The sequence below is a fragment of the Pantoea sp. GW821-FHT03E06 genome, from assembly GCF_059420725.1.
The window spans coordinates 622,993-646,177 of the sequence record NZ_JBWKUG010000001.1; the positions used below are offsets into that span (position 1 = coordinate 622,993).

Consider the following 23,185-nt stretch of genomic DNA (forward strand, 5'->3'; position numbering starts at 1 on the left):
ACCTACTTTCCTATGCTTAATAAAACATTCTGTGCGATGAGGCTATCACTTTTTGCTTCTTTCAGATAAACCGGAAAATGAAGGATCCGTTAAGCTTTACATAAAGGGTAAATAAAAGGGGGGATGGCTGTTAATTATATTTTATCCACTTAAGATTATTCCTAATAAAATAATGATGCTGCCGCTAACGTTGCGACCCGCTTTAAAAAATGGGCGTCAGATCACTGGTTAATCCTGCTGCATTTTTCGCTGGCCCGCCGCGAACATCCCACCGCTATGGTGGGTTAGCTACGCTTAAAGAAGGTGATTAACAAAAGGAGACGCTATGCAGCAACATAACCGTGGATTACTGGCGGTCGATAAGCAGGGCAATCGCGTACTGTTTCTCAATCCAGACACCTTCGCTGTAGAGCAAGAGCTCAACGCATTTCCACCACGCCCGCATGAGCTGTTGCTGTTGCCACAGCTGGAGAAGGCTTACGTACCCATCTATGGCGATGGTATTCATGGCGACAATCCGCATCCGGGCCATAAAGTGGCGATTATCGATTTGCGTTTACGCCAGATCAGCGGCTTTATCGATTTATCACCGTTGAAAGGGCCGCATAGCGGCCAGCTAGCACGTGACGGCAAAGTCTATCTCTGTTGTGAAACCAGTGCGGTGGTCGCGGTGATTGATCCCGTTAGCGATCGGCTGGAAAAAACTATTCAGCTGCCGTCGCATAATGCGCATCGGCTCACGCTATCACCCAGCGGACGCAAGTTATTTACCGAGAACGAAGAGGATGCCAGCATTACCGTGGTCGATCTGTGTGAGGCGGAAGGACGCATTATCGATAATATCCTGATGCCCGGCCCCATTTCAGGCATCGCCGCCTCACCCAAACATCCCTACCTGGTCGCCAGTGCGGCCGATGCTCCGCTGCTGTATGTGGTGGATCGGCAAAGCCACCGCATCCGTCAGCGTCTGACGTTGCCAGGCCATCAGCAGCCTTGTCAGGTGGTGCGCTTTAGCGCCAACGGCGAGCGGCTGGTGGCGATAGGTGATCAGGAGCCGATGGTGACGTTGTTCGACGATCTGCTTAATCCACTTGGTGATATTCATGTAGGCAATAAGCCGATGGATGGTTGCTTCAGTGAAGATAACCACAGCCTGCTGATTGCCAACGAAGGTGATGGTTCACTCAGCCTGATTGATTTGCTGCAAATGAAGGTGATTGCCACGCCGCAGGCTGGCACCGGCTGTGAAGTGCTGAGCTATTTCAAGCTTAAATAAACGGGCGGTGATAAATCGCACTGCTCCAGTGACGGCTGCTGGCGTGTTTCTCTGCCTGCCAGCCGCGCTTACGCAACTCACGCGCGATGAGCTTATTCATGATGCCGTGTCCTACCAGCAGCACCGTGCCTTGCTGCGACAGTGCCACCAGTTTATCCGCCGCACGTCGCGCCCGATCGCGCGCATGCTGCACCGATTCGACATGCCCTGAATAGCCGCATAGCCAGAGAAGACGTAACAATGCCAGCCAGACGCTGAGCGGCAGGTGCGGGCGCGCAAACGGCAGGGTAGGCATCGCGACTTCGCTAAACACGGCGTCCACCGCCTGCGGCTGCAAGCCCAGACGCGCTAAAGAGGAACGTGCACGCGGCAGCGGGCTGGTGACGATCACGCTTGCCTGGCGCGCAATGGTCACGCTACGCAGCGGCGGAGAGTCGCAAATCGTAGCCTGATCGTAGCCTTCACTCCACGCGGCCAGCGCTTGTGCCGTGAAACGTCCGGTAACCGGATGATCGGGTTTTCCGTGGCGCATAAGGATGATGGTCATAAGGCTCCCGAATAATCTGGCTTCAGTGTAATGCAGTTGCAGGGTGCATCGCGCGTAAGCGAAGGGTTTTAAGAGTAATACGCCCTTGTCATTAAACCTTCATCGAACTGTGCGAAAAACAGCGCGATGGAAAATCATTTGCCTGCACTGAATGGTAAGCAATTATCGTCAATTACGCGTTTTTGGATGTTTTTTTGCTTACCGGCATTAGCTGTAATGTCATGAATTAACGCCTTTTTTATCTCGTGCCCCAGAGTTATAGTGAAGATTAATTAATAAATATCACGATTATCGCTTGATTTATCTACGCGCGTAGATAGACTGTATTCACAGTGATAACTCACGGTGCCAGAGACGAAGTTGGCCTTGAGATGACCCAGTTACATTTGCCTCACTAATGCGATCGATGAAAATTACATCGGCGGGTAAAGGCGAAGAAGCGAATTCCAACACCAGGGAATTCTTTACTGATTTTTCATCCAGGTTTGCCTACTGAACGTCGTCACCGGGGAGTTCCGCTTGTTGCAAGGGAACTGACCCACGGAAGGGCGTTTGCTATTTTTACCTCTATCAGGGAAATGGTTATGACGGTACATCACTCCGTTTCGCAACAAAGCTCACTCAACTCCTCCTCTTCAGCTGCCGACGCGCGGTTTGAAACAGATGCTGGCCGCAAAGATTTCTGGCGCGCCACGTTCTCCTGCTGGCTTGGCACCGCGATGGAATATGCGGATTTTGCCCTTTATGGCCTGGCCGCCGGAATTATTTTTGGCGATGTTTTCTTCCCCGAAGCCACTCCGGCCATTGCGTTACTCTCCAGTTTTGCTACCTGGTCGGTAGGCTTTATTGCCCGTCCGATTGGGGCGCTGCTGTTTGGCTGGATAGGCGATCGTAAAGGCCGTAAAACGGTGATGATCGCCACCATCATTTTGATGGGTGCCTCCACCACGCTAATTGGTTTGATTCCTTCCTATGCCAGCATTGGCGTCTGGGCACCGGCGTGTCTGGTGCTGCTGCGCTTTACCCAAGGATTAGGCGCTGGCGCGGAACTGTCGGGCGGCACGGTGATGCTCGGCGAATATGCGCCGGTTGAGCGTCGCGGCCTGGTCTCGTCAGTGATTGCCCTTGGATCGAACAGCGGTACGCTGATCGCCTCGCTGGTATGGCTGGCGGTCATTCAGATGGATAAAGAGAGTTTGCTGGCGTGGGGCTGGCGTATTCCTTTCCTCAGCAGCGTAGTGATTGCGGTGGTGGCACTGTGGATTCGCCGTCACCTGCGCGAAACGCCGGTATTTGAGCGTCAACAGGCTGAATTGCAGGCCGAGCGCAGCGCGACGCTGGCGCAGGCGGAAGAGGACGTCGATACCCGCAGCTTCTGGCAGCGCAGTCGTGCATTCTGGGTCATGGTTGGTTTACGCATCGGCGAAAATGGCCCGTCCTATCTGGCGCAGGGCTTTATCGTCGGTTACGTCGCGAAGGTGCTGATGCTCGACAAATCAGTTCCCACTACAGCGGTGTTTATCGCTTCGCTGCTGGGCTTCCTGATCATTCCTTTTGCCGGTTGGTTGTCGGATCGCTTTGGCCGCCGCATCACCTACCGCTGCTTCTGCCTGCTGCTGATGTTCTACGCCTGGCCTGCATTTAGCCTGATGGATAGCCACGATCCGGCAATTGTCATTGCGGTTATCGTCGTGGGCATGGCGCTGGCATCGCTGGGCATCTTCGGCGTGCAGGCGGCGTGGGGTGTAGAGATGTTCGGCGTGAAGCGTCGCTATACCAAGATGGCGGTGGCGAAAGAGCTGGGGTCTATCCTTTCAGGAGGCACCGCGCCATTAGTGGCGGCGGCGCTGCTATCGTTTACCGGACACTGGTGGCCGATTGCGGTTTATTTCTCCGCGATGGCCAGCATTGGTTTTCTCACCACCTTCGTGGCGCCGGAAACGCGCGGACGCGATCTCAATCTGCCGGAAGATGCAATCTGACCCGCAGAGTCGCGTAAATCATCACAGCCATTGGCCGGATATTCCGGCCAATGGCCTTTACGCAGAGGCAAAGGAATGGCGAAGTCTCCAACCGGAAATGTGACACGTACCGATGTTGCCAAAGTGGCGGGAACGTCGGTGGCAGTGGTCAGTTACGTGATCAACAACGGTCCGCGTCCGGTGGCGGAAGCCACGCGGCAACGCGTACTGGATGCCATCAAACAAACCGGCTATCGCCCCAATGCCGTGGCTCGCGCGCTGGCTTCCGGCAGCACCAAAACCTACGGTTTAGTGGTGCCGAATATTGGCAATCCCTTTGTTGCTTCAATGGCGCACATGCTGTTACAGGAATCGCTGAACCACGGCCACGTCATGCTGCTGGGCGACGCCGGTGACGACCGTAAGCGTGAGCTGGAGATCATTCAGGGGTTGCTCAATCGTCAGGTGGATGGCCTGTTCTACAACAGCGTTGATCGCCATCCCTATATTGATGTGATTCAGGCCAGCGGCACACCGCTGGTGATGCTGGATCGTATCGAGCCGCGCCCGGGCGTCAGCATGCTGCGCGTGAATGAGCGCGAGGCGGCACGTCAGGTCACCGCACATCTTCTCAGCCACGGTTATCAGCAGGTGGGCATGATCAGCGGTCCGCTAGACATGCTTAATGCGCAGGATCGTATTCAGGGCTGGCGTGATGCGCTGGCGGAGAAAGGAGTGCTGGCGGATGAGGCGATGATTTTCCCCGCCAACTATACGCGTCAGGGCGGCTATGACGCCGCGCAGCGCATGGTGGCGAGCAGTTGCCTTCCTCGCGCGCTGTTTACCAGTAATGAAGGCCAGGCGATTGGCTGCATTCGCGCGCTGTCGGAGCATGGACTGCGCGTGCCGCAGGATGTCGCGCTGGTGTGTTTTAACGGCACCGATCAATCGGCATTTCATGTGCCAACGCTTACTACCGTCCGTCAGCCGCTGCGCGATATGGCGCGCAGTGCGATAGCCATGCTCAAGAACTGGGATGGCGACGCACAGCTGGCGGAATTTCCTCACCATCTAGAAATTGGTGAATCCTGCGGCTGCCAGCTTACTCAACAACAATAAAACTATAACTCTATGAAAAGACTGATTATCGATTGTGATCCAGGAAACGGTATTGCGGGTGCTAACACCGATGATGGCCTGGCACTGGCGTTAGCGTTGGCGTCAAAGTCGCTATCGCTTGAGCTGATCACCACCGTAACCGGCAACACGCCGAGTGCGGTTGGCGCGCAGGTAGCGAAAGATTTGATGCAGCGGCTGGGGCTCAATATTCCTGTGGTGCAGGGTGCATTGCAGGCCTTGCGGGAAGATCCTGCGCCCTGGCGCGCACGGCTTGACCATGTTGCCGATGAAAAGCTGGGAGAACTTTGGCAGGGCGTGCGTCAACCGCAGCGTATTCCCGCCGATGGTTATGACGCCGCTGGCGTCATGGGGCAGCTGATTTGCGACAATCCTGGCGAATTTACCTTGGTGGCAATCGGCCCGTTAACCAACGTGGCGCTAGCGCTGCAGCGTTATCCGCAAATGGCAGAGTCGGTGGCGGAGATTGTTATCATGGGCGGCGTGTTTGCGCTGGATGATTACATCAAAGACACTAATTTTGGCCTCGATCCAGAAGCGGCACATCAGGTGCTGCACAGTGGCGCAACCATCACGCTGGTGCCAATGGATGCCACTACGCAAACCTTGCTGACCCATCAGGATCTGACGCGTCTTACCGCCAACGATCATCCGCTGCCGCAGTTTGTGCGTGAGACGCTGCGACCGTGGATCGACTATTCAATTCGCACCCGTCATCTGCCAGGCTGCTGGATTCATGATGCGCTGGTGGTGGCGTGGCTGCTTAACCAGCGTGTCGCTGACGGTGTTGATTACCACGTGGATATTGAGCTGCGCCCGGGGGCCACGCGCGGCAAGAGCTGGCGCTATCGCACCCCGTTGCGACTGGATGTAGGCGTGCCGGAACAGAGCGGCGCGCTGGTGCATGTGATTCAAACCGTTAATAACGCGCTGCTGCTCGAGATGATCGAAAAGGCGTTTAATCAGCTGAAACGCTGAACCGTTTTCCAGGTGCGCATACATGCGCACCCTACAATGCTGTAGGGGCGCCATTTATGGCGACCACCGTACTCAGCATGACACGCTTTCTTACACCTCGAATCACTCGCTGACAATTCCCGCCTCAAGTCACCTTTCTGACATGCTATATACAAATAGTTAACACATTAGTAACCGATGCAATTATTTGCGCGGTAACTTCTACAATAAAATCCGGCCAACGATCCGGAAGCTAATCAGACAGGATACCTACATGTTTAACTGGACTGCGACCCAGCGCAACGTGGCTTTTGCCAGTTTCGCGAGTTGGACGCTGGATGCGTTCGACTTCTTTATCTTAGTGTTTGTGCTTAGCGATCTTGCCCAATATTTCCACACCAGCGTCTCCGACGTTTCCATTGCCATCATGCTTACGCTGGCGGTTCGCCCGATTGGCGCACTGATCTTTGGACGTCTGGCGGAGAAATATGGTCGTCGGCCGATTCTGATGCTGAATATCGTTATGTTTTCGCTGTTTGAGCTGCTGTCGGCGTGGTCACCTAATTTCGCAGCATTCCTAGGTTTCCGGGTGATTTATGGCGTCGCAATGGGCGGGATTTGGGGCGTAGCGTCGTCGCTGGCGATGGAAACGATTCCGGATCGCTCACGCGGTTTAATGTCGGGTATTTTCCAGGCCGGTTATCCGTGCGGCTATCTGCTGGCTTCCGTGATTTTTGGTCTGTTTTTCGAAACGGTTGGCTGGCGCGGAATGTTCCTGATTGGCGCGTTGCCGATTCTGCTGCTGCCGTTCATCTACTTTAAAGTCCCGGAATCCCCGGTATGGCTGGCGGCGCGTGAACGCAAAGAGAGTACCGCCTTGCTGCCGATCATTCGTAAACATTGGAAAATCTGCATCTACATGGTGCTGCTGATGGCCTGCTTTAACTTCTTCAGCCACGGCACGCAGGATCTGTATCCCACTTTCCTGAAAGTGCAGCATCAGTTCGATCCGCACACCGTCAGTATTATCGCCATTAGCTACAACATCGCGGCAATGCTGGGCGGGATCACTTTTGGTGCGCTGTCGGAGCGTATTGGCCGCAAGAAAGCCATTATTCTGGCGTCGTTCCTTGCGCTGCCGGTGTTACCGCTGTGGGCATTTTCTAGCGGTTCCTGGATGATAGGCATCGGCGCATTTCTGATGCAGTTTATGGTGCAGGGCGCGTGGGGCGTGGTACCGACTTATCTCACCGAACTGGTGCCCGCTAATGCGCGCGCGGTGCTGCCGGGGTTTGTTTATCAGCTGGGTAACCTGATCGCCTCGGTTAATGCGACGGTGCAATCACGCATCGCCGAGGCGCACGGCGGCAATTATGGCCTGGGCATGGCGATTGTGGCCGGGACGGTGGCGGTGCTAATCTGCGTCTTAGTGGCGTTTGGTCGCGAGACGCGCGGCATCGAAATTTCCGGTGCTGCCGCGCGCGAGACGCGTTAAAGCGCCTCGCAGACGTCAATCCATTTTGCCGCGGTGAGATCTGCCATACGCTGCGGTGAAATGCGTACTGCACTATGAATCGATCCGGCTGCTGGCAACACTTCTTCGTAGCTGCGTAGCGTGACATCGCAATAGACGGTCAGCGGGTTTTCCAGCCCGAACGGGCACACGCCGCCCACCGGATGTCCGGTCCAGTTCACCACTTCATCCACGCTTAACATGCGCGCTTTGGCGCCGAGCGCCGCCTTGAGCTTGCGGTTGTCGAGGCGTGCATCGCCACGCGTCACAATCAGCACCACGTCATCTTTCACTTTTAGCGACAAGGTTTTGGCAATCTGCCCCGGCATAACGCCATGTACGCGTGCGGCCAGCTCAACGGTGGCGGTGCTTTCCGGCATCTCGATGATGTCGATATCCGGTGCATGTTCGGCAAAGAAGTGCCGTACCGACTCCAGGCTCATTTTTTTCTCCGGTAAAAACAGAGCCAAAAAAATGCCATAAGGCAGGAAAACTGTAAACGAGAGAAAAGGAGAATCTGTAACAGAATGCGCGGGCGTTACACCGCTTTTAACGTGCAGTTACCGCAGCGCTCAACGTCGGGGATACGATAGCGCTGACAGCAGCTGCGTCGCTCCATTTCGCCATTACGCGGGATCATGGTGCGGTACAACGGGTTATCACTGCCATCCCGCAGCGATTTGCTGAAAAACAGCGCCTGCTCGAGTTGTAACACCGTGTGTTGCGGCAGCTGGTTTTTCAGCTCGCCAAGAAACCAGTAAAACGAATAGCCCATGTTGTTCCAGATGAGTTTGGCGTTGATATCGCCGTGCTGGGCCATACCGTTGACCGCAGGAATCAGGCATTGCTGAATCAGGCGATCGATGCGCTGCTGCCCATTGAGATAGCGCGCGTCTTCATCTTCCTGCACATCGATCCAGAAAGCGCAGGGGTGTCCGTTTTCGTGGAATTCAACGTGAATCAGATGCGGCGAGCAGTTCAACGCACGCGGCTCCAGCAATAGCGCCATCATTAACGGCGGCAACAACAAGCCAAAATACCATTGCGCCCACAGCGACTGCAGCGGCTTGGCTTCCTGCTGAACATCGGGATGGTCGCGGTAGAGGTAATCGCTGTAGCGCTGCGTCAGGCGGCGAAAGTGAACGGGATTTGACCACTCGGCTAGCGTTAAGGTTCCGGCAGGTGCCGGTTGGCCCAGCTTGAGGTTGTCCAGCATATAGCTGCGTTGATCGCGCATCAGATCTTCCAGCGCGCTCGCTAAGCTGCGGTCGCTCTGCATGAAGATCAGGGGATGCTCGCTGTAGCGATGATCCTGACGCGTGATGATGGCCATGCTGGTCCTGAGTGATAACGGGAATCGAGAGACAAATGATAATCGTTCCCGGTTTATTGCACAACTTTTCTGCACGTGTGGACGTTTGGCCTGGTACGCATAAATGCGCACCCTACGGGTACATCGCAGGGACGCCATTCATGGCGACCAGGGTTCAATCCACGCGAAAGACAGGCCGTGCCGCCGTAGGGTCGCCATTCATGGCGACCAGGCATACCAAACCAAACCTTATGTCAGCTCGTTACTCATCTGCGCCACTTTCGGCAAATCTTCCCAGGCAAGAATGGTATTGCGCCCCTGATTTTTCGCCACATAGAGCGCGCGGTCCGCATTGGACACCGCTTGCTCAAAGTCCTCAGCATAAATCGGTGCGATGCCGGCACTCACGGTAACGTGCGTGGAAACCTTTTCATTAAAGCGGTGAGGGATTTCCAAATCGACGACGTACTGACGAATGCGTTCGGCCAGCTTCATCGCAATAGAGGCATTCACGTTGGTTAACAGCACCAGAAACTCTTCGCCACCGTAGCGCGTTACGACATCGCGTGAACGCACCGCATCACGAATCGCCACGGACACGCGCGCCAGTGCCTGATCGCCCATCGCATGGCCGTAATTGTCGTTGTAGGCTTTGAAATGGTCGATATCCAGCAGCAGCACAAAGTGGCTGCCTGCGTGGTTTTCCATGATGGTATCAAGACGATTCTTCAGTCCGCGACGGTTATATAAGCCGGTGAGGGGATCAAGCATACTCAAATCACTAAAGCTCTCTTTCTCCTCATACAGCTGGCTGACCAGGCGCAGCGTAAAGGTATCAAAGCGGCGTCGCATTAAATGGTGCAGTGAAAATCCGATTAACGGCAGCATAATCGTGAAGAGGATCATCATTAAATGCTGCCCATCGTCCAATAACAATACTGTTAATACGGGCGGTGTAATGTGTAAACAAAATGCGATCAAATAATCACTTAAGGCAATGGCACTGATAAAAAAGACGCTTAACAGGCTAATTATTAAAAAGCTGCCATCAAAATAGTAAACCAGATGATATCTGAGGTTAATATGCCATGCCCATAATGCGCCTAATAGAAATGCGACAGGATTTAATAGCGGCAATTTTTGTTTTGACACCATTAAGCAAATAAGCAGCAGTGTGGTGCTACAGCCCGCTACCAGCGCGACCGGCAGCGATCGTACGGGATTATCACTGCCTAAAAATGGCAGCAGACAAAAAAGCGAAACGGCGACATTAAGAAACAGAAAAAGCATCAGCGACAGCCGATATTTACTGTGTTTCAACTCTTCATAAGATTGTAATTTCATTATTATTCTCGTGACTGCCCTGATATATCAAAGCGCTACCCGGAATAAATAGCGTTCCTACCCGGATAGTGAGCACGTTATTGTTGTGTTGGCGATTATAGTTATCGGCGGCAATTTAGCATTTTCCAATAATTCTGTCATCCGACATGACGGAGGATAAAAATCCGCTGCAATATGAGAAATATTGTCATATGATAATACGAATACTTATCATTTGAGGGTTGTGCGATGATCGTGGCGATGATGGCCGCCTGCGGCTTATGGGGGGTGAGCTGGATAATGGGTAAGCGTCTGGACAGTGGCTGGGGTGTGTTATTGCCGTGTGCAGCGATGCCGGTTTTTGCCCTGTGGGAACCCAGCTTTAGCCAGTGGCGCGTGGTGATGATCGTGGCGCTGCTGCTGACCATCGTGATGCTGTTTCACCATCGTCTGCGCCACTATTTACTGCTGCCTTCTTGCCTGGCTTTAGCCGGCGGCTTAGCCGCAGTCTCGGTCAATTTCCACGTTATTTAACACAGTGGGCAAATCGCAGAAACGACAACATCACGCTATGAGCGTGAAGTTCGTTGGCAAAATCTTTTTGAGAATTTACTGCCGGGAAGGAGTGACAACTGTTGGTGCGAAGGGAGGGACTTGAACCCTCACGTCCGTAAGAACACTAACACCTGAAGCTAGCGCGTCTACCAATTCCGCCACCATCGCATCTTAGTTGTCTGTTTATATCATCGCATTGGTGCGAAGGGAGGGACTTGAACCCTCACGTCCGTAAGAACACTAACACCTGAAGCTAGCGCGTCTACCAATTCCGCCACCATCGCTCAGTGCGTACGATATAAACTGTGTGATTATGAGTTTGGTGCGAAGGGAGGGACTTGAACCCTCACGTCCGTAAGGACACTAACACCTGAAGCTAGCGCGTCTACCAATTCCGCCACCATCGCAAACTCACAACACTCTAAAGTATTGCTAACCACGGAGGCGCATTTTAGAGATTTTACTCATTGCGTCAACACATATTTCGCGACGGCAAAACGATCGCTGTAAAAAGCAACGTTTCTGCCGCCGCGCTGGTTGAATCGCGGATTAACGCGTTTTGGCGCCGCGACCATAGACGGCACGATACACCTTAAAGCGGCCGGTTTGCGCCAGCACTTCATGGTTGCCGAAAGTTTCATCCAGAATCTGTGGATACGGTAGGAAGGCGTTGGCCACAATGCGCAGTTCGCCGCCGCTGTTCAGATGCTTCAACGCGCCGCGAATCAGCGTGTTGGCGGCATCAAGACTGGTTTGCAGACCATCATGGAACGGCGGGTTGGAGATGATCATATCGAAACGGCCGGTTACGTCAGAGAACACGTTACTGGCGAACACTTCACCTTCCAATTCATTCGCCGCCAGCGTCGCTTTACTGGCTTCAATGGCGGCGGCATGCACATCACACAGCCATAAACGCACGCGCGGCGAGACTTTGGCCATCACGGTCGCCAGCACGCCGCTGCCGCAGCCGATATCCAGCACCTTACCACGGAAGTGCGGCGTCAGCGTGGAGAGCAGCAGATCGCTGCCGATATCCAGACCATCGCGGCTGAACACGCCCGGCAAAGTGTGAATAGTCAGATCGTCGAGCTGATAAGTATTGCCATAGCTGCTGGCATCAAAGGTTGGCTGCTTGTCGAGACGACCGTGGTACAGGCCGCAACGGCGCGCGCTGTCGACTTTCTCCAGCGTTGCCCACGCTTCCAGCATGCCTTCGGCGCTGCGCACGCCGCTGCGGTTTTCACCCACCACGAAGATATCGCAGCCAACCGGCAGCAGCGACAGCAGGTTTTGCAGCTGGAACTGCGCTTCGGGTTTGTTTTTCGACCAGTAATAGACCAGCGTATCGCAGCCTTCAACATCTGCCGCCGTGGCAACCATGCTGTAAACCGCACGTTCACCGAGGCGATGGCTAAGGTTCTGCCAGTGATGATATTGCTGGGTATGCACGCGGCTCGACGCGGTTTCTAGCTGGGCGGGCAGGTCATCCTGCAGGTCGCCAGCAAACAACACGTGGCGGGCGGTAAATTCATCACTGTGGCGCAGAATCACTTCGCTGGCCGGGGTAAAAGCAGACATGGAACGCTCCTGTTAAATCAGAGCGGCGATTATAGTGCTTTGTTGGCGCATGTTCGATGGGTTTGCTAGCATAGCGTCGCATTCTGGCAGCATAACGGGTAATAGCATGAGCACAAGGCGCGACTGGCTTCTACAGCAAATGGGGATCACGCAGTATCAGCTGCGGCGTCCGCGCGTGCTGCAAGGGGAAATTGCCGTCACGCTTTTGCCCGATACGCGTTTAGTGTTGGTAGCCGAACAGGCGCCGACGCTGCAAGAACCGCTGATTCGCGACGTGCTGCGTGCGCTGAATATCCAACCTGCGCAGGTGATGGCGCTAACGCCCGAACAGCTGCAAATGCTGCCGGAGCAGGTGGATTGCGCCGGCTGGTTGCTGGGCGTGGAGAGCGAGCATCCCTTTAACGGCATTACCTTCAATACCGCCGTTTTTAATGAACTGATCAGCAGCGGCGCGGCAAAACGCGCCCTGTGGCAACAGATGTGTAACTATGACAGCCATCTCTTTAGTCACCCCTGAAGACCAGCCGCAGCTGCTGGCAATTGAACGTCGCGCGCATGCTTTCCCGTGGAGCGAGCAGACGTTTGCCAGCAATCAAGGCGAACGTTTTGTTAATTTCCGCATTGCAGCAGATGGTCAGCTGGCTGGATTTGCCATCACCCAAGTGGTGCTGGATGAAGCGTCGCTATTCAACATCGCGATAGATCCCGATTTTCAGCGTCGTGGCCTCGCGCGCCAGCTGTTGCAGCATGTGATTGCCGAGCTGGAACAGCGCGACGTGATGACGCTGTGGCTGGAAGTGCGCGCCTCAAATACACCGGCGATTGCATTATATGAGCAGCTGGATTTCCACCAGGTGAGCGTACGCCCCAACTACTATCCCACCGCCAGCGGGCGAGAAGATGCCATTATTATGGCGCTAACCCTTTAAGCGATTTGAAAGGAGCACCATGCTAAACGACTGGGACTGCATCCTGTTTGATGCAGACGACACGCTTTTCCATTTCGATGCTTATGCCGGTTTGCAGCGTATGTTTGCCCGCTACGACGTGCAGTTTAGCGCGCAGGATTACAGCGACTATCAGGCGATCAACAAACCGTTATGGGTTGATTATCAGAATGGCACTATCTCCGCGCTGCAGCTGCAAACGCGACGTTTCACCTTGTGGGGTGAAAAGCTCAGCGTGGCGCCGGAAGTGCTTAATAGCGATTTTCTCAGCGCGATGGCCGATATCTGCCTGCCGCTTGAGGGCGCGGCGCATCTGCTGAATACGCTGAAAGGCAAAGTGAAGATCGCTATCATCACCAATGGTTTCACGGCGCTACAGCAGGCGCGTCTTGAACGCACCGGTTTCCGCGATATCTTTGATGCGCTCGTCATTTCCGAGCAGGTGGGCGTGCCGAAACCGGACGTGGCGATTTTTGATCACACGCTGGCGTTACTGGGTAACCCGGATCGCCGCCGCGTGCTAATGGTGGGCGATACGCCAGAATCGGACATTCTCGGCGGCATGAATGCTGGCCTGAAGACCTGCTGGATCGATCACGATACGCGTCCGTTGCCGGAACATATCACGCCAACCTGGCAGGTAAAAACGCTGGCCGAGCTGGAAGCGTTAATTATTGAAGCTTAAAGTATCTATTCATCGGTAACCTCATGATGATGCTAACAAGCCCGCTGTGCGGGCTTTTTTGTGCAAAAAATCTATTCAAGTATCTATTCACGAATCTATTCATGAAGCGTTCAGATGAGGTAAAACCGCCGATGTTGTTAACGCCCTTTTTCTGTCTCTGAGGCCGCCGCTTCTTCTTCCTCTTTCTCTTTATCCTCTTTCACCGTGCGGCTGGCCGTTAGCAGGAACGGTGATTGCTGCCAGCGGGTGCGGCGGTCACGCAGCAGGGTGCGCGTCAGGATAATGCCGATGGCCAGCGCCAGTAACATCATCAAACGCAGGATATTGGTGGTGTTATCCACCTGGCGGGATTCCGTCACCAACACATGGGTATCCAGCGTGACGCGCAGAAAACCTTGCGGGCCCTCTTTGCCTTCCAGTGGTTGCACGATTTGATGGTTGAAGTAGCTGCCCGCGCGTTTGCCATCCAGCGCCAGACGGTCGCGCACATTAATGCTCTCGCCGCTGTGTGCCACCAGGCTGCCGTCGTCAGCATAAACTGAGGCATCAAGAATGCGGCTGTTGTCGGTCATTTGATTGAGGATGGCAGCAATCTGCGCACGGTTATCATCACTGTTGTCCATCAGCGGTTTAAGGCTGAAGGCGACTTGTCGGGTCAGCGTGTGCGCCAGTTCTTCAACCTGTTCGGATCGCGCCATTTGGTGGCCGAGGCTAAACCAGGATGCGCCTTGCATCAGTACTACTAATAGAGCCAGCGAGATAAGAACAATCACCGTGCGATGCAGGCGAAATTTCAGTGCGGTTTTAACCATCAGAAACCCGTGTGATGTAACAGCAGAAAGGCTGGCAATTATGTTGCCAGAACCCGCGCAGACAAGGTAGCCTCTTGCGTGGTTTTGTTGTCCCTACAGGAGCTGTAATGCCAAATCGTCTTACCTGGTGCGATCTGCCCGCCGATGTTTCACTTTGGCCGGGTCTACCCCTTTCCCTCAGCGGTGATGAAGTGATGCCGCTGGATTACCGTGCCGGTCGGACTGGCTGGCTGCTGTATGGGCGCGGGCTCGATAAACAAACCCTGACCGATTACCAGCACAAGCTCGGTGCGGCGATGGTGATCGTCAGCGCCTGGAATGTCGATGAGTATCAGGTGGTACGGTTAGCCGGTTCACTGACGCCGCGCGCCAGCAAACTGGCACACGAAGCCGGTTTCGACGTGGCGCCACTCGGTAAGATCCCGCATTTGAAAACGCCAGGTTTACTGGTGATGGACATGGATTCCACCGCTATCCAGATTGAGTGCATCGATGAGATCGCTAAACTGGCGGGCTGCGGCGAGCAGGTGGCGGACGTCACCGAACGCGCGATGCGCGGCGAACTCGATTTCAAAGCCAGTCTGCGCGAGCGCGTGGGCACTCTAGCGGGCGCGGATGCCAATATCCTGATGCAGGTGCGTGATGCGCTGCCGCTGATGCCGGGTTTAACCACGCTGGTGCAGAAACTGCAGGCGTTGGGCTGGCAGGTGGCAATTGCCTCGGGCGGCTTCACGTTTTATGCCGACTACTTGCGTCAAACGCTGCATCTGGCTGCGGCAGTCGCTAACGAGCTGGAAATTCGCGACGGCAAGCTGACTGGCCAGGTGCTGGGACAGATTGTCGATGCTCAATTTAAAGCCGATACCCTGAACGATCTGGCACAACGCTTTGAGATTGCCCCGGAACAAACCGTGGCGATTGGCGATGGCGCTAACGATCTGCCGATGATTAAAACGGCGGCGCTGGGTATCGCGTATCATGCTAAACCTAAAGTGAATGAGCAGACGGAAATCATCATCCGCCATGCTGACCTGATGGGCGTATTCTGCATCCTGACCGGCAGCCTGATTCACGAAGAGCGTTAACTGAGGATTTGATTTGGCCAAAGCGGCAAAACGCGCCTTCGTTTGTAACGAATGTGGCGCTGATTATCCGCGCTGGCAGGGGCAATGCAGCGCCTGCCATGCGTGGAACACCATCACCGAGGTGCGCATTGCCGCCTCGCCTGCGGCGGCGCGTAACGAGCGTCTAAGCGGTTATGCCGGCGGCAACGCGGGCGTTAGCCGCGTGCAGAAGCTATCGGAAATCAGTCTCGAAGCCCTGCCGCGTTTCTCTACCAGTTTCAAAGAGTTCGATCGCGTGCTGGGCGGCGGCGTGGTGCCGGGCAGCGCCATTCTGATTGGCGGTAATCCGGGCGCCGGTAAATCGACGCTGCTGCTGCAGGTAATGTGTAAGCTGGCGGAAGGGATGAAAACCCTGTACGTCACCGGCGAAGAGTCGCTGCAACAGGTGGCGATGCGCGCCCATCGTCTGGGATTGCCGACCGAAAATCTGAATATGTTGTCGGAAACCAGCATTGAGCAGATCTGCCTGATCGCCGAGCAGGAACAGCCGAAACTGATGGTGATCGACTCGATCCAGGTGATGCACATGGCGGAGATCCAGTCGTCGCCGGGTAGCGTAGCGCAGGTGCGTGAAACCGCCGCGTACCTGACGCGTTTCGCTAAGACGCGCGGCGTGGCGATCATTATGGTCGGCCACGTCACCAAAGATGGTTCGCTAGCCGGCCCGAAAGTGCTGGAACACTGCATCGACTGTTCGGTGATGCTGGATGGTGATGCTGATTCACGTTTCCGTACCTTGCGCAGCCATAAAAACCGCTTTGGTGCGGTGAATGAGCTCGGCGTGTTCGCCATGACCGAGCAGGGTATGCGTGAAGTGAGCAATCCGTCGGCCATTTTCCTGTCACGCGGTGATGAAATCACCTCGGGCAGCTCAGTGATGGTGCTATGGGAAGGCACGCGCCCGCTGTTGGTGGAGATTCAGGCGCTGGTCGATCACTCAATGATGGGCAATCCGCGCCGCGTGGCGGTAGGCCTGGAGCAGAATCGTCTGGCTATTTTGCTCGCGGTGCTGCATCGCCACGGCGGGTTGCAGATGGCGGATCAGGATGTATTTGTCAACGTGGTCGGCGGGGTAAAAGTCACCGAAACCAGCGTCGATTTAGCACTTTTGATGGCGATGGTCTCCAGCTTCCGCGATCGTCCGCTGCCGCAAGACTTGGTGATCTTCGGCGAAGTCGGACTCGCGGGCGAAATTCGTCCGGTGCCGAGCGGCCAGGAGCGCATTGCTGAAGCGGCAAAGCACGGCTTTAAGCGCGCCATTGTCCCGGCCGGTAACGCACCGAAAAAGCCGGTAGAAGGGATGAAGGTGTACAGCGCGAAGAAGCTGGCGGATGCGCTGGCGATTCTGGATGAGCTGTAAGTTTTACCGGTCGGCATGAATGCCGACCCTACATTCGTAGGGTGCGCATTTATGCGCACCGTCTTAAAGGCCGCACCGCCCTTTATTCCACGCAGGAGGCACTAAATGTCATCGTTTGACTACCTGAAAACAGCCATTCGCCAGCAAGGCCACACGCTGCAGCAGGTTGCCGATGCCAGCGGAATGACCAAAGGCTACTTAAGCCAGCTGCTCAACGCCAAAATCAAAAGCCCGAGCGCGCAGAAGCTGGAAGCGTTACACCGTTTTCTGGGGCTGGAATTTCCCCGTCGCGACAAAACCGTTGGTGTGGTATTTGGTAAATTTTATCCGCTGCACACCGGCCATATCTATTTGATCCAGCGCGCCTGTAGCCAGGTGGATGAACTGCATATCATCATGGGCCACGACGATCCGCGCGATCGTGAACTGTTTGAAAACAGCGCCATGTCACAGCAGCCGACCATCAGCGATCGTTTGCGCTGGCTGCTGCAAACCTTCAAATACCAGAAAAATATCCGCATCCACTCGTTTAATGAGGAAGGCATTGAACCTTATCCGCACGGCTGGGACGTGTGGAGCGGCGGCGTTAAAACGTTTCTGGCTGAGCAGGGCATAGAGCCGAATTGTGTTTATACCAGCGAAGAACCTGATGCCGCGATGTATGAGCAGCACCTCGGTATTCCGGCGGTGGTGGTTGATCCTAATCGATCGTTTATGAACATCAGCGGCGGTCAGATTCGCCAGGATCCGTTCCGCTATTGGGAATACATTCCTACCGAAGTGAAGCCGTTCTTCGTGCGCACCGTGGCGGTGCTGGGCGGCGAGTCGAGCGGTAAATCGACGCTGGTGAACAAGCTGGCAAACATCTTCAATACCACCAGCGCGTGGGAATATGGCCGCGACTATGTCTTCTCGCACCTCGGCGGCGATGAGATGGCGTTACAGTATTCCGACTACGACAAAATCGCGCTGGGACAGGCGCAGTACATCGATTTCGCGGTGAAATACGCCAGCAAAGTCGCCTTTATTGATACTGACTTCATCACTACGCAGGCGTTTTGCCTCAAGTACGAAGGGCGTGAACATCCGTTTGTGCAGGCGCTGATTGATGAGTACCGTTTCGATCTGGTGATTCTGCTGGAGAACAATGTGCCGTGGGTGGCGGATGGTTTACGCAGCCTCGGCAGCTCAATGGATCGCCGTGAGTTCCAGACGATGCTCATCACCATGCTGCGCGAAAACAATATTGAGTTTGTCCACGTAAAAGAGGATGACTACGATGCGCGCTTCCTGCGCTGTGTGGAGTTGGTGAAGCAGATGCTGGGCAGTTAAAACACAATATCAGGCGGTGTCATAGCCGCCTAAATCACGGCTCAGGCAAGACAAATACATGCTGTAAGAAAAGCGTATTAAGCGCATCAGGACCTATCTCGTAAGCTGAAATATTCGCTTTTAGCCAATCCTCAACCTGCAAATTAGACCAATCGATACGATATCCTGCATTCAACGCAATGTGTTCAAACAGAATGCGTAGTGTTCGTCCATTGCCTTCGCGAAACGGATGCAAAATGTTGAGTTCACCGTAATACCATGCCAGTCTCTGACAAAACTCTGGATGGTTAAGATCGCTGAGCCAGTTTTCCTGTTCCATTTTACTAAACAGCAGTTCAGCTTCGCGTCGGATAAACATAGGTTGGCAAAAGCGTGTATTGCCTTTGCTAATGGCAATATCGCGAATATCGCCTGCCCATGAATAGAGTTCGGCAAATAATGTACGGTGAATGGTGCTCAATGTGTTTAATGAGAAAGGGGGATGAAGCAGGGTGATTTGATTAATAGTAAGGGCTGTCACGCTACGTTCGGCAGCTTCAAGTTGTTCACCATCACGAATGTTATAGCGATTAATCAGTATCGAAGAATCGGGATAGCAATAGTGATCGCGCCATGAAGAGTAGCGATCCATGATGGTTAACTCTGCTGAAAGTGTTTACGAACTTGCGCCAGCGAGGTAAATACAGGCTCTTTAGGGATCTCAATGCCTTCCAGCGAAGAGCTGGCAATAAAATTGGCATGTTTAGTTTGCTCGTAAATCATCTCTTCACGCTTCATTGAACGACTTTTTTGATCTTTTCTCATCGCACACCTCATATTAAGTAAAAGGTGCCATTGCTGGCACCTTTTATAAATTACTTCGCCATACGTTTGTACTTGATACGCTTTGGCTCGAGCGCGTCGGCGCCGAGGGTGCGTTTCTTGTACTCTTCGTATTCGGTAAAGTTACCTTCGAAGAACTCCACCTTGCCTTCATCCTGATAATCGATGATATGGGTGGCGATACGGTCGAGGAACCAACGGTCATGCGAGATCACCATGGCACAGCCAGGGAATTCCAGCAGGGCGTTTTCCAGCGCGCGCAGGGTTTCGATGTCGAGGTCGTTGGTCGGTTCATCGAGCAGCAGCAGGTTGCCGCCCACTTGCAGCAGTTTCGCGAGGTGCAGACGACCGCGCTCGCCACCTGACAGCTCACCGACGCGTTTGCCCTGATCGGTGCCTTTGAAGTTAAAGCGGCCAACGTAAGCACGGCTTGGCATCTCGGTATTGCCGACACGCATAATGTCCTGGCCACCAGAGACTTCTTCAAATACGGTTTTGGAATTATCCATCGCGTCACGGAACTGATCAACCGACGCCAGCTTGACGGTTTCGCCCAGCTCGATGGTGCCAGAATCTGGTTGCTCCTGGCCTGACATCATGCGGAACAGCGTGGATTTACCTGCGCCGTTCGGACCGATGATGCCGACAATCGCGCCTTTTGGTACGGAGAAGGTCAGATCGTCGATCAGCACGCGATCGCCATACGATTTCTTCAGATTGGTCACTTCCAGCACTTTGTCGCCGAGGCGCGCGCCAGGTGGAATGAAGAGTTCGTTGGTTTCATTACGCTTCTGGTAATCGGTGTTATTCAGCTCTTCAAAGCGTGCCAGACGGGCTTTGCCCTTCGACTGACGGCCTTTCGCGCCTTGACGCACCCACTCCAGCTCTTTCTCGATAGATTTGCGACGTGCCGCTTCAGAAGAGGCTTCCTGCGCCAGACGCTGATCTTTCTGCTCCAGCCAGGAAGAGTAGTTACCTTCCCACGGAATACCTTCGCCGCGGTCCAGTTCAAGAATCCAGCCGGCAACGTTATCAAGGAAGTAACGGTCGTGCGTGATCGCCACAACGGTACCTTCGAAGTCGTGCAGGAAGCGTTCCAGCCACGCCACGGATTCCGCATCCAGGTGGTTGGTCGGTTCGTCGAGCAGCAGCATGTCTGGCTTTTCCAGCAGCAGACGACACAGCGCGACGCGGCGACGTTCACCACCAGAAAGGGTGGCGATTTTGGCATCCCAGTCTGGCAGACGCATCGCATCGGCCGCACGGTTCAGCTGCGTATCAAGGTTGTGACCATCGTGCGCCTGGATCACTTCTTCTAGACGGCCCTGCTCGGCGGCTAGTTTGTCGAAATCGGCATCCGGATCGGCGTACAGCGCATAGACTTCATCAAGGCGCTTCAGCGCACCCACCACTTCGGAAACCGCTTCTTCCACGGATTCACGTACGGTGTGTTCCGGGTTCAGCTGCGGTTCCTGCGGCAGATAGCCAACATTAATGCCCGGCTGCGGGCGTGCTTCCCCTTCGATATCGGTATCAATACCGGCCATGATGCGCAACAGCGTCGATTTACCGGAACCGTTTAGGCCGAGGACGCCGATTTTTGCTCCAGGGAAGAAGCTAAGAGAAATATTCTTCAGGATGTGACGCTTCGGCGGAACGACTTTGCCGACGCGATGCATGCTATAGACGAATTGAGCCACGTTGTTATGAGCCTTTTGGTCTGTGAGTGGTGGACAACTGATGCAGAAGTTTAGCCGTTTTCCCCCTTTATTCATACCCGTCATACTTCGAGCTGCAGGTGCGCAAGAATGCGCACCCTACAAAAGGCTGGCGCATAATTCGTAGGGTCGCCATTCATGGCGACCAACATGTGATTAATTTAGAAATACTAAAACGTTATGGCAGGCGCAGTGGGATGTTATGTTGCGCCAGCCAGTTCTTCAGCGCCGGTTCCGGTGCGCTGTCGCTCACCAGCAAATCAAAACCGCGCAGGTCGCCAATCCGTGCCGGCAGCACTTTGCCAAACTTACTGCTGTCGGCCACCAGCACCCGCTGGCGCGCTCGCAGCATGGCATGGTGCTTCATCGCCAGTTCATTGATGTTGTAGCAGGTTGCGCCCTGTTCATGGTCGATCCCCGCCGCGGAGATAAAGGCCAGCGTGGGACAGAGATCGTCGAGGATCGAATGTGCGCCAATCGGCGTAAACAGCGCATTATCAGCATGAAACTCGCCGCCGCTAAGGATCACATTGCAGGCCGGTTTCTCTTTCAGCGTCAGGAAGGTGTTCATGGCGCAGCAAATCGCCGTGAAGGGCAGGCCATCTGGGATCGCATCGACGATGTAAGGCAGCGTGGTACCGCAATCAAAAAACACCGTGTCATTTTCACCGATTAGGTCCGCAGCGGCCTGCGCCAGGCGCTGCTTGCGTGCGGCATTTTGTCCATGTTGATCGGAAATGAAATAGTGGCCAGCGTGGTTTTTCGGATCGCTAACAATATAACCGCCTAGCAGCACCACGCTTGAGGCGGGTTCGGTAAGGTCACGGCGGATGGTCATTTCTGAAACGCCCAGTAGCTGCGCCGCGTCTTTCAGGTGCAGTTTATCAGTGCGTTTTAACGCCTGAGCCAACTTGTGAATACGTTCGTCGCGCCGGGTTTCCATGATCATCTCTGCGTTATGAATCCTGAAGTCGAAGTTGCCTGGTCAAAAATCACGATAAATCTCACAGTTTTTAATCAGTTGCGACCTATCTCGTAGGTCGGTTTTCAATCTTACCTGTAATGAGATCGCCCCGCAAACGCCACGCAAATCCGTAATCACCGCGCTTCGCTCACCGGTTGGCTTACTTCTTAATGATGTTGTTTTGTTAGAATAATAACATTCCATTCCATGAATGTTTGGCTGTTTTTCGGCTTTTGTTGGCAACTCTGAGGTGTGAAATTTATCACATAATTAACTTTATTAACCTGATATTGTTATTTTTATAACATTTAGGCGTTGAAAATTTACCGGGAGAAAAAAATGGATATCGCGGTCATTGGGTCAAACATGGTTGACCTCATTACCTATACCAATCAGTTACCTAAAGCAGGGGAAACGCTGGAAGCCCCCGATTTTGCCATTGGCTGTGGTGGTAAAGGTGCGAATCAGGCGATTGCGGCAGCGAAAATGGGGGCGAGCGTCATGATGGTCAGCAAAGTTGGCGACGATCTCTTCGCGCCGAACACCGTAGCCAATCTGCAACAGCAGGGTGTTGATACGCGTTTTGTAACGACCGCGCCCGGTACCTCGAGCGGTGTCGCACCGATTTTCGTCGACGATCAATCACAAAACCGCATTTTGATTATCAAAGGAGCCAACCAGCAGCTGAAACCAGCCGATATCGATGCCGCCGCCGACGCGTTGAAAGCCTGTAGGCTTATCATCCTCCAGCTGGAGATCCCGCTGGAAACCGTCTATTACGCCATTGATTTTGCCCGCCAGCACGATATCAACGTGATCCTCAATCCGGCACCCGCCGTGGCGGATCTCAATATTGACTACGCCTGTAAATGCGACTTTTTCATGCCGAACGAAACCGAGCTGGAGATCCTCACCGGTATGCCGGTTAACACCGATGAAGAAGTGCAACTGGCGGGGCAATCACTGCTCAAACGCGGGCTGAAAAACCTGATCATCACGCTCGGCGGCCGCGGTTCGCTGTGGATGTCTGGCGACCAGCTGCATCACGTGGCACCTACCGCTGTTAACGCGGTGGACACCAGCGGCGCGGGCGATGCCTTCATTGGCTGCTTTGCACAGGCGCTGGTGAAAACCGGCGATATTGCGGGCGCGATGGTACAAGCCTCCGCCTATGCCGCCTGCAGCGTGACCGGTCGCGGCACGCAGCGCTCCTATCCCGACGCGGAAACCTTCCAGCGTTTTCTCAACGTTCATTGAGG

General features: G+C 54.3%; 23 protein-coding genes and 3 tRNA genes. 13 read left to right on the top strand and 13 right to left on the bottom strand.

Annotated features, from left to right (window positions below):
* Positions 1–325: 325 nt before the first annotated feature.
* Entirely contained in the window at positions 326–1,276 is a 951-nt protein-coding gene (locus AC07WB_RS02845; RefSeq protein WP_494940003.1) for a YncE family protein, read from the top strand.
* On the opposite strand, the gene AC07WB_RS02850 is transcribed toward AC07WB_RS02845, so the two are convergent.
* Positions 1,269–1,823: a histidine phosphatase family protein gene (locus AC07WB_RS02850; RefSeq protein ID WP_494940004.1), complete on the bottom strand. Its 555-nt coding sequence runs from the start codon at positions 1,821–1,823 to the stop codon at positions 1,269–1,271. The genes AC07WB_RS02845 and AC07WB_RS02850 overlap by 8 nt on opposite strands.
* Before the next feature lie 584 nt (positions 1,824–2,407).
* Between AC07WB_RS02850 and AC07WB_RS02855 the strand changes: the two genes are divergently transcribed.
* The 4 genes from AC07WB_RS02855 (at position 2,408) to AC07WB_RS02870 (ending at position 7,373) form a co-directional block, all read left to right on the top strand.
* Positions 2,408–3,805, top strand: a complete 1,398-nt coding sequence (locus AC07WB_RS02855) for an MFS transporter (RefSeq protein ID WP_494940005.1) — start codon at positions 2,408–2,410, stop codon at positions 3,803–3,805.
* 75 nt (positions 3,806–3,880) lie between these two features.
* Positions 3,881–4,903 carry a LacI family DNA-binding transcriptional regulator gene (locus AC07WB_RS02860; protein WP_345827321.1) on the top strand — a complete coding sequence of 341 codons (1,023 nt, stop codon included), beginning with the start codon at positions 3,881–3,883 and terminating at the stop codon, positions 4,901–4,903.
* A gap of 12 nt (positions 4,904–4,915) precedes the next feature.
* Positions 4,916–5,899, top strand: coding sequence for a nucleoside hydrolase (locus AC07WB_RS02865; RefSeq protein ID WP_097095020.1), 984 nt, complete (start codon positions 4,916–4,918; stop codon positions 5,897–5,899).
* A 253-nt stretch (positions 5,900–6,152) separates the two neighbouring features.
* Positions 6,153–7,373, top strand: coding sequence for an MFS transporter (locus tag AC07WB_RS02870; protein WP_097095019.1), 1,221 nt, complete (start codon positions 6,153–6,155; stop codon positions 7,371–7,373).
* Here AC07WB_RS02870 and AC07WB_RS02875 read toward each other — a convergent pair.
* The 3 genes from AC07WB_RS02875 to AC07WB_RS02885 form a co-directional block, all read right to left on the bottom strand.
* Positions 7,370–7,834, bottom strand: coding sequence for a YbaK/EbsC family protein (locus AC07WB_RS02875; protein WP_494940006.1), 465 nt, complete (start codon positions 7,832–7,834; stop codon positions 7,370–7,372). The genes AC07WB_RS02870 and AC07WB_RS02875 overlap by 4 nt on opposite strands.
* A 95-nt stretch (positions 7,835–7,929) precedes the next feature.
* Positions 7,930–8,724: a siderophore-iron reductase FhuF gene (fhuF, locus tag AC07WB_RS02880; RefSeq protein WP_097095017.1), complete on the bottom strand. Its 795-nt coding sequence runs from the start codon at positions 8,722–8,724 to the stop codon at positions 7,930–7,932.
* A gap of 228 nt (positions 8,725–8,952) precedes the next feature.
* Positions 8,953–10,047, bottom strand: a complete 1,095-nt coding sequence (locus AC07WB_RS02885; protein ID WP_494940007.1) for a GGDEF domain-containing protein — start codon at positions 10,045–10,047, stop codon at positions 8,953–8,955.
* A gap of 228 nt (positions 10,048–10,275) precedes the next feature.
* Between AC07WB_RS02885 and AC07WB_RS02890 the strand changes: the two genes are divergently transcribed.
* Positions 10,276–10,560, top strand: coding sequence for a DUF1435 domain-containing protein (locus tag AC07WB_RS02890; protein ID WP_097095015.1), 285 nt, complete (start codon positions 10,276–10,278; stop codon positions 10,558–10,560).
* A 102-nt stretch (positions 10,561–10,662) separates the two neighbouring features.
* On the opposite strand, the gene AC07WB_RS02895 is transcribed toward AC07WB_RS02890, so the two are convergent.
* From AC07WB_RS02895 to rsmC, 4 genes are all read right to left on the bottom strand, one after another.
* Positions 10,663–10,749, bottom strand: a tRNA-Leu gene (locus AC07WB_RS02895).
* A 29-nt stretch (positions 10,750–10,778) separates the two neighbouring features.
* Positions 10,779–10,865 (bottom strand) — tRNA-Leu (locus tag AC07WB_RS02900).
* 36 nt (positions 10,866–10,901) lie between these two features.
* Positions 10,902–10,988 (bottom strand) — tRNA-Leu (locus AC07WB_RS02905).
* A gap of 142 nt (positions 10,989–11,130) precedes the next feature.
* Positions 11,131–12,162 (bottom strand): 16S rRNA (guanine(1207)-N(2))-methyltransferase RsmC, encoded by a 1,032-nt coding sequence (rsmC, locus tag AC07WB_RS02910; RefSeq protein ID WP_400458032.1) that lies wholly within the window; start codon positions 12,160–12,162, stop codon positions 11,131–11,133.
* Between the two features lie 106 nt (positions 12,163–12,268).
* On the opposite strand from rsmC, the gene AC07WB_RS02915 reads away from it, so the two are divergent.
* From AC07WB_RS02915 to yjjG, 3 genes are read left to right on the top strand one after another with little or no spacing between them, the layout of a single operon-like run.
* A complete protein-coding gene (locus AC07WB_RS02915; RefSeq protein WP_494940008.1) occupies positions 12,269–12,679 on the top strand; it encodes a DNA polymerase III subunit psi in 411 nt (136 codons plus the stop codon).
* Positions 12,651–13,091: a ribosomal protein S18-alanine N-acetyltransferase gene (rimI, locus tag AC07WB_RS02920; RefSeq protein WP_494940009.1), complete on the top strand. Its 441-nt coding sequence runs from the start codon at positions 12,651–12,653 to the stop codon at positions 13,089–13,091. Before AC07WB_RS02915 ends, rimI begins: the two co-directional genes overlap by 29 nt.
* Before the next feature lie 19 nt (positions 13,092–13,110).
* Positions 13,111–13,794: a pyrimidine 5'-nucleotidase gene (yjjG, locus tag AC07WB_RS02925; RefSeq protein WP_494940010.1), complete on the top strand. Its 684-nt coding sequence runs from the start codon at positions 13,111–13,113 to the stop codon at positions 13,792–13,794.
* Positions 13,795–13,931: 137 nt separating this feature from the next.
* On the opposite strand, the gene AC07WB_RS02930 is transcribed toward yjjG, so the two are convergent.
* Positions 13,932–14,606 (bottom strand): YtjB family periplasmic protein, encoded by a 675-nt coding sequence (locus AC07WB_RS02930; RefSeq protein ID WP_097095010.1) that lies wholly within the window; start codon positions 14,604–14,606, stop codon positions 13,932–13,934.
* A gap of 107 nt (positions 14,607–14,713) precedes the next feature.
* Here AC07WB_RS02930 and serB point away from each other — a divergent pair, with 107 nt between their 5' ends.
* The 3 genes from serB (at position 14,714) to nadR (ending at position 18,422) form a co-directional block, all read left to right on the top strand.
* Positions 14,714–15,691 (top strand): phosphoserine phosphatase, encoded by a 978-nt coding sequence (gene serB, locus AC07WB_RS02935; RefSeq protein ID WP_097095009.1) that lies wholly within the window; start codon positions 14,714–14,716, stop codon positions 15,689–15,691.
* Between the two features lie 13 nt (positions 15,692–15,704).
* Entirely contained in the window at positions 15,705–17,090 is a 1,386-nt protein-coding gene (radA, locus tag AC07WB_RS02940; protein ID WP_345827314.1) for a DNA repair protein RadA, read from the top strand.
* A 105-nt stretch (positions 17,091–17,195) separates the two neighbouring features.
* Positions 17,196–18,422, top strand: a complete 1,227-nt coding sequence (nadR, locus tag AC07WB_RS02945; RefSeq protein WP_097095008.1) for a multifunctional transcriptional regulator/nicotinamide-nucleotide adenylyltransferase/ribosylnicotinamide kinase NadR — start codon at positions 17,196–17,198, stop codon at positions 18,420–18,422.
* Positions 18,423–18,456: 34 nt separating this feature from the next.
* On the opposite strand, the gene AC07WB_RS02950 is transcribed toward nadR, so the two are convergent.
* From AC07WB_RS02950 to deoR, 4 genes are all read right to left on the bottom strand, one after another.
* Entirely contained in the window at positions 18,457–19,053 is a 597-nt protein-coding gene (locus AC07WB_RS02950; protein WP_345827313.1) for a putative adenosine monophosphate-protein transferase Fic, read from the bottom strand.
* Between the two features lie 5 nt (positions 19,054–19,058).
* On the bottom strand, positions 19,059–19,226 hold the full coding sequence (locus AC07WB_RS02955) for a YhfG family protein (protein WP_345827312.1): 168 nt from the start codon (positions 19,224–19,226) through the stop codon (positions 19,059–19,061).
* Positions 19,227–19,276: 50 nt separating this feature from the next.
* On the bottom strand, positions 19,277–20,944 hold the full coding sequence (ettA, locus tag AC07WB_RS02960) for an energy-dependent translational throttle protein EttA (protein WP_097095007.1): 1,668 nt from the start codon (positions 20,942–20,944) through the stop codon (positions 19,277–19,279).
* A 196-nt stretch (positions 20,945–21,140) separates the two neighbouring features.
* Positions 21,141–21,905 (bottom strand): DNA-binding transcriptional repressor DeoR, encoded by a 765-nt coding sequence (deoR, locus tag AC07WB_RS02965; RefSeq protein ID WP_345827310.1) that lies wholly within the window; start codon positions 21,903–21,905, stop codon positions 21,141–21,143.
* 360 nt (positions 21,906–22,265) lie between these two features.
* On the opposite strand from deoR, the gene rbsK reads away from it, so the two are divergent.
* Positions 22,266–23,183 (top strand): ribokinase, encoded by a 918-nt coding sequence (gene rbsK, locus AC07WB_RS02970; RefSeq protein WP_494940011.1) that lies wholly within the window; start codon positions 22,266–22,268, stop codon positions 23,181–23,183.
* The last annotated feature ends 2 nt before the right edge of the window (positions 23,184–23,185 follow it).

Bases quoted from the DNA above. Each gene is read 5' to 3' on its own strand.
- AC07WB_RS02845 (WP_494940003.1), top strand. From the start codon at position 326: ATGCAGCAACATAACCGTGGATTACTGGCGGTCGATAAGCAGGGCAAT.
- AC07WB_RS02850 (WP_494940004.1), bottom strand. From the start codon at position 1,823: ATGACCATCATCCTTATGCGCCACGGAAAACCCGATCATCCGGTTACC.
- AC07WB_RS02855 (WP_494940005.1), top strand. From the start codon at position 2,408: ATGACGGTACATCACTCCGTTTCGCAACAAAGCTCACTCAACTCCTCC.
- AC07WB_RS02860 (WP_345827321.1), top strand. From the start codon at position 3,881: ATGGCGAAGTCTCCAACCGGAAATGTGACACGTACCGATGTTGCCAAA.
- AC07WB_RS02865 (WP_097095020.1), top strand. From the start codon at position 4,916: ATGAAAAGACTGATTATCGATTGTGATCCAGGAAACGGTATTGCGGGT.
- AC07WB_RS02870 (WP_097095019.1), top strand. From the start codon at position 6,153: ATGTTTAACTGGACTGCGACCCAGCGCAACGTGGCTTTTGCCAGTTTC.
- AC07WB_RS02875 (WP_494940006.1), bottom strand. From the start codon at position 7,834: ATGAGCCTGGAGTCGGTACGGCACTTCTTTGCCGAACATGCACCGGAT.
- fhuF (WP_097095017.1), bottom strand. From the start codon at position 8,724: ATGGCCATCATCACGCGTCAGGATCATCGCTACAGCGAGCATCCCCTG.
- AC07WB_RS02885 (WP_494940007.1), bottom strand. From the start codon at position 10,047: ATGAAATTACAATCTTATGAAGAGTTGAAACACAGTAAATATCGGCTG.
- AC07WB_RS02890 (WP_097095015.1), top strand. From the start codon at position 10,276: ATGATCGTGGCGATGATGGCCGCCTGCGGCTTATGGGGGGTGAGCTGG.
- rsmC (WP_400458032.1), bottom strand. From the start codon at position 12,162: ATGTCTGCTTTTACCCCGGCCAGCGAAGTGATTCTGCGCCACAGTGAT.
- AC07WB_RS02915 (WP_494940008.1), top strand. From the start codon at position 12,269: ATGAGCACAAGGCGCGACTGGCTTCTACAGCAAATGGGGATCACGCAG.
- rimI (WP_494940009.1), top strand. From the start codon at position 12,651: ATGACAGCCATCTCTTTAGTCACCCCTGAAGACCAGCCGCAGCTGCTG.
- yjjG (WP_494940010.1), top strand. From the start codon at position 13,111: ATGCTAAACGACTGGGACTGCATCCTGTTTGATGCAGACGACACGCTT.
- AC07WB_RS02930 (WP_097095010.1), bottom strand. From the start codon at position 14,606: ATGGTTAAAACCGCACTGAAATTTCGCCTGCATCGCACGGTGATTGTT.
- serB (WP_097095009.1), top strand. From the start codon at position 14,714: ATGCCAAATCGTCTTACCTGGTGCGATCTGCCCGCCGATGTTTCACTT.
- nadR (WP_097095008.1), top strand. From the start codon at position 17,196: ATGTCATCGTTTGACTACCTGAAAACAGCCATTCGCCAGCAAGGCCAC.
- AC07WB_RS02950 (WP_345827313.1), bottom strand. From the start codon at position 19,053: ATGGATCGCTACTCTTCATGGCGCGATCACTATTGCTATCCCGATTCT.
- AC07WB_RS02955 (WP_345827312.1), bottom strand. From the start codon at position 19,226: ATGAGAAAAGATCAAAAAAGTCGTTCAATGAAGCGTGAAGAGATGATT.
- deoR (WP_345827310.1), bottom strand. From the start codon at position 21,905: ATGGAAACCCGGCGCGACGAACGTATTCACAAGTTGGCTCAGGCGTTA.
- rbsK (WP_494940011.1), top strand. From the start codon at position 22,266: ATGGATATCGCGGTCATTGGGTCAAACATGGTTGACCTCATTACCTAT.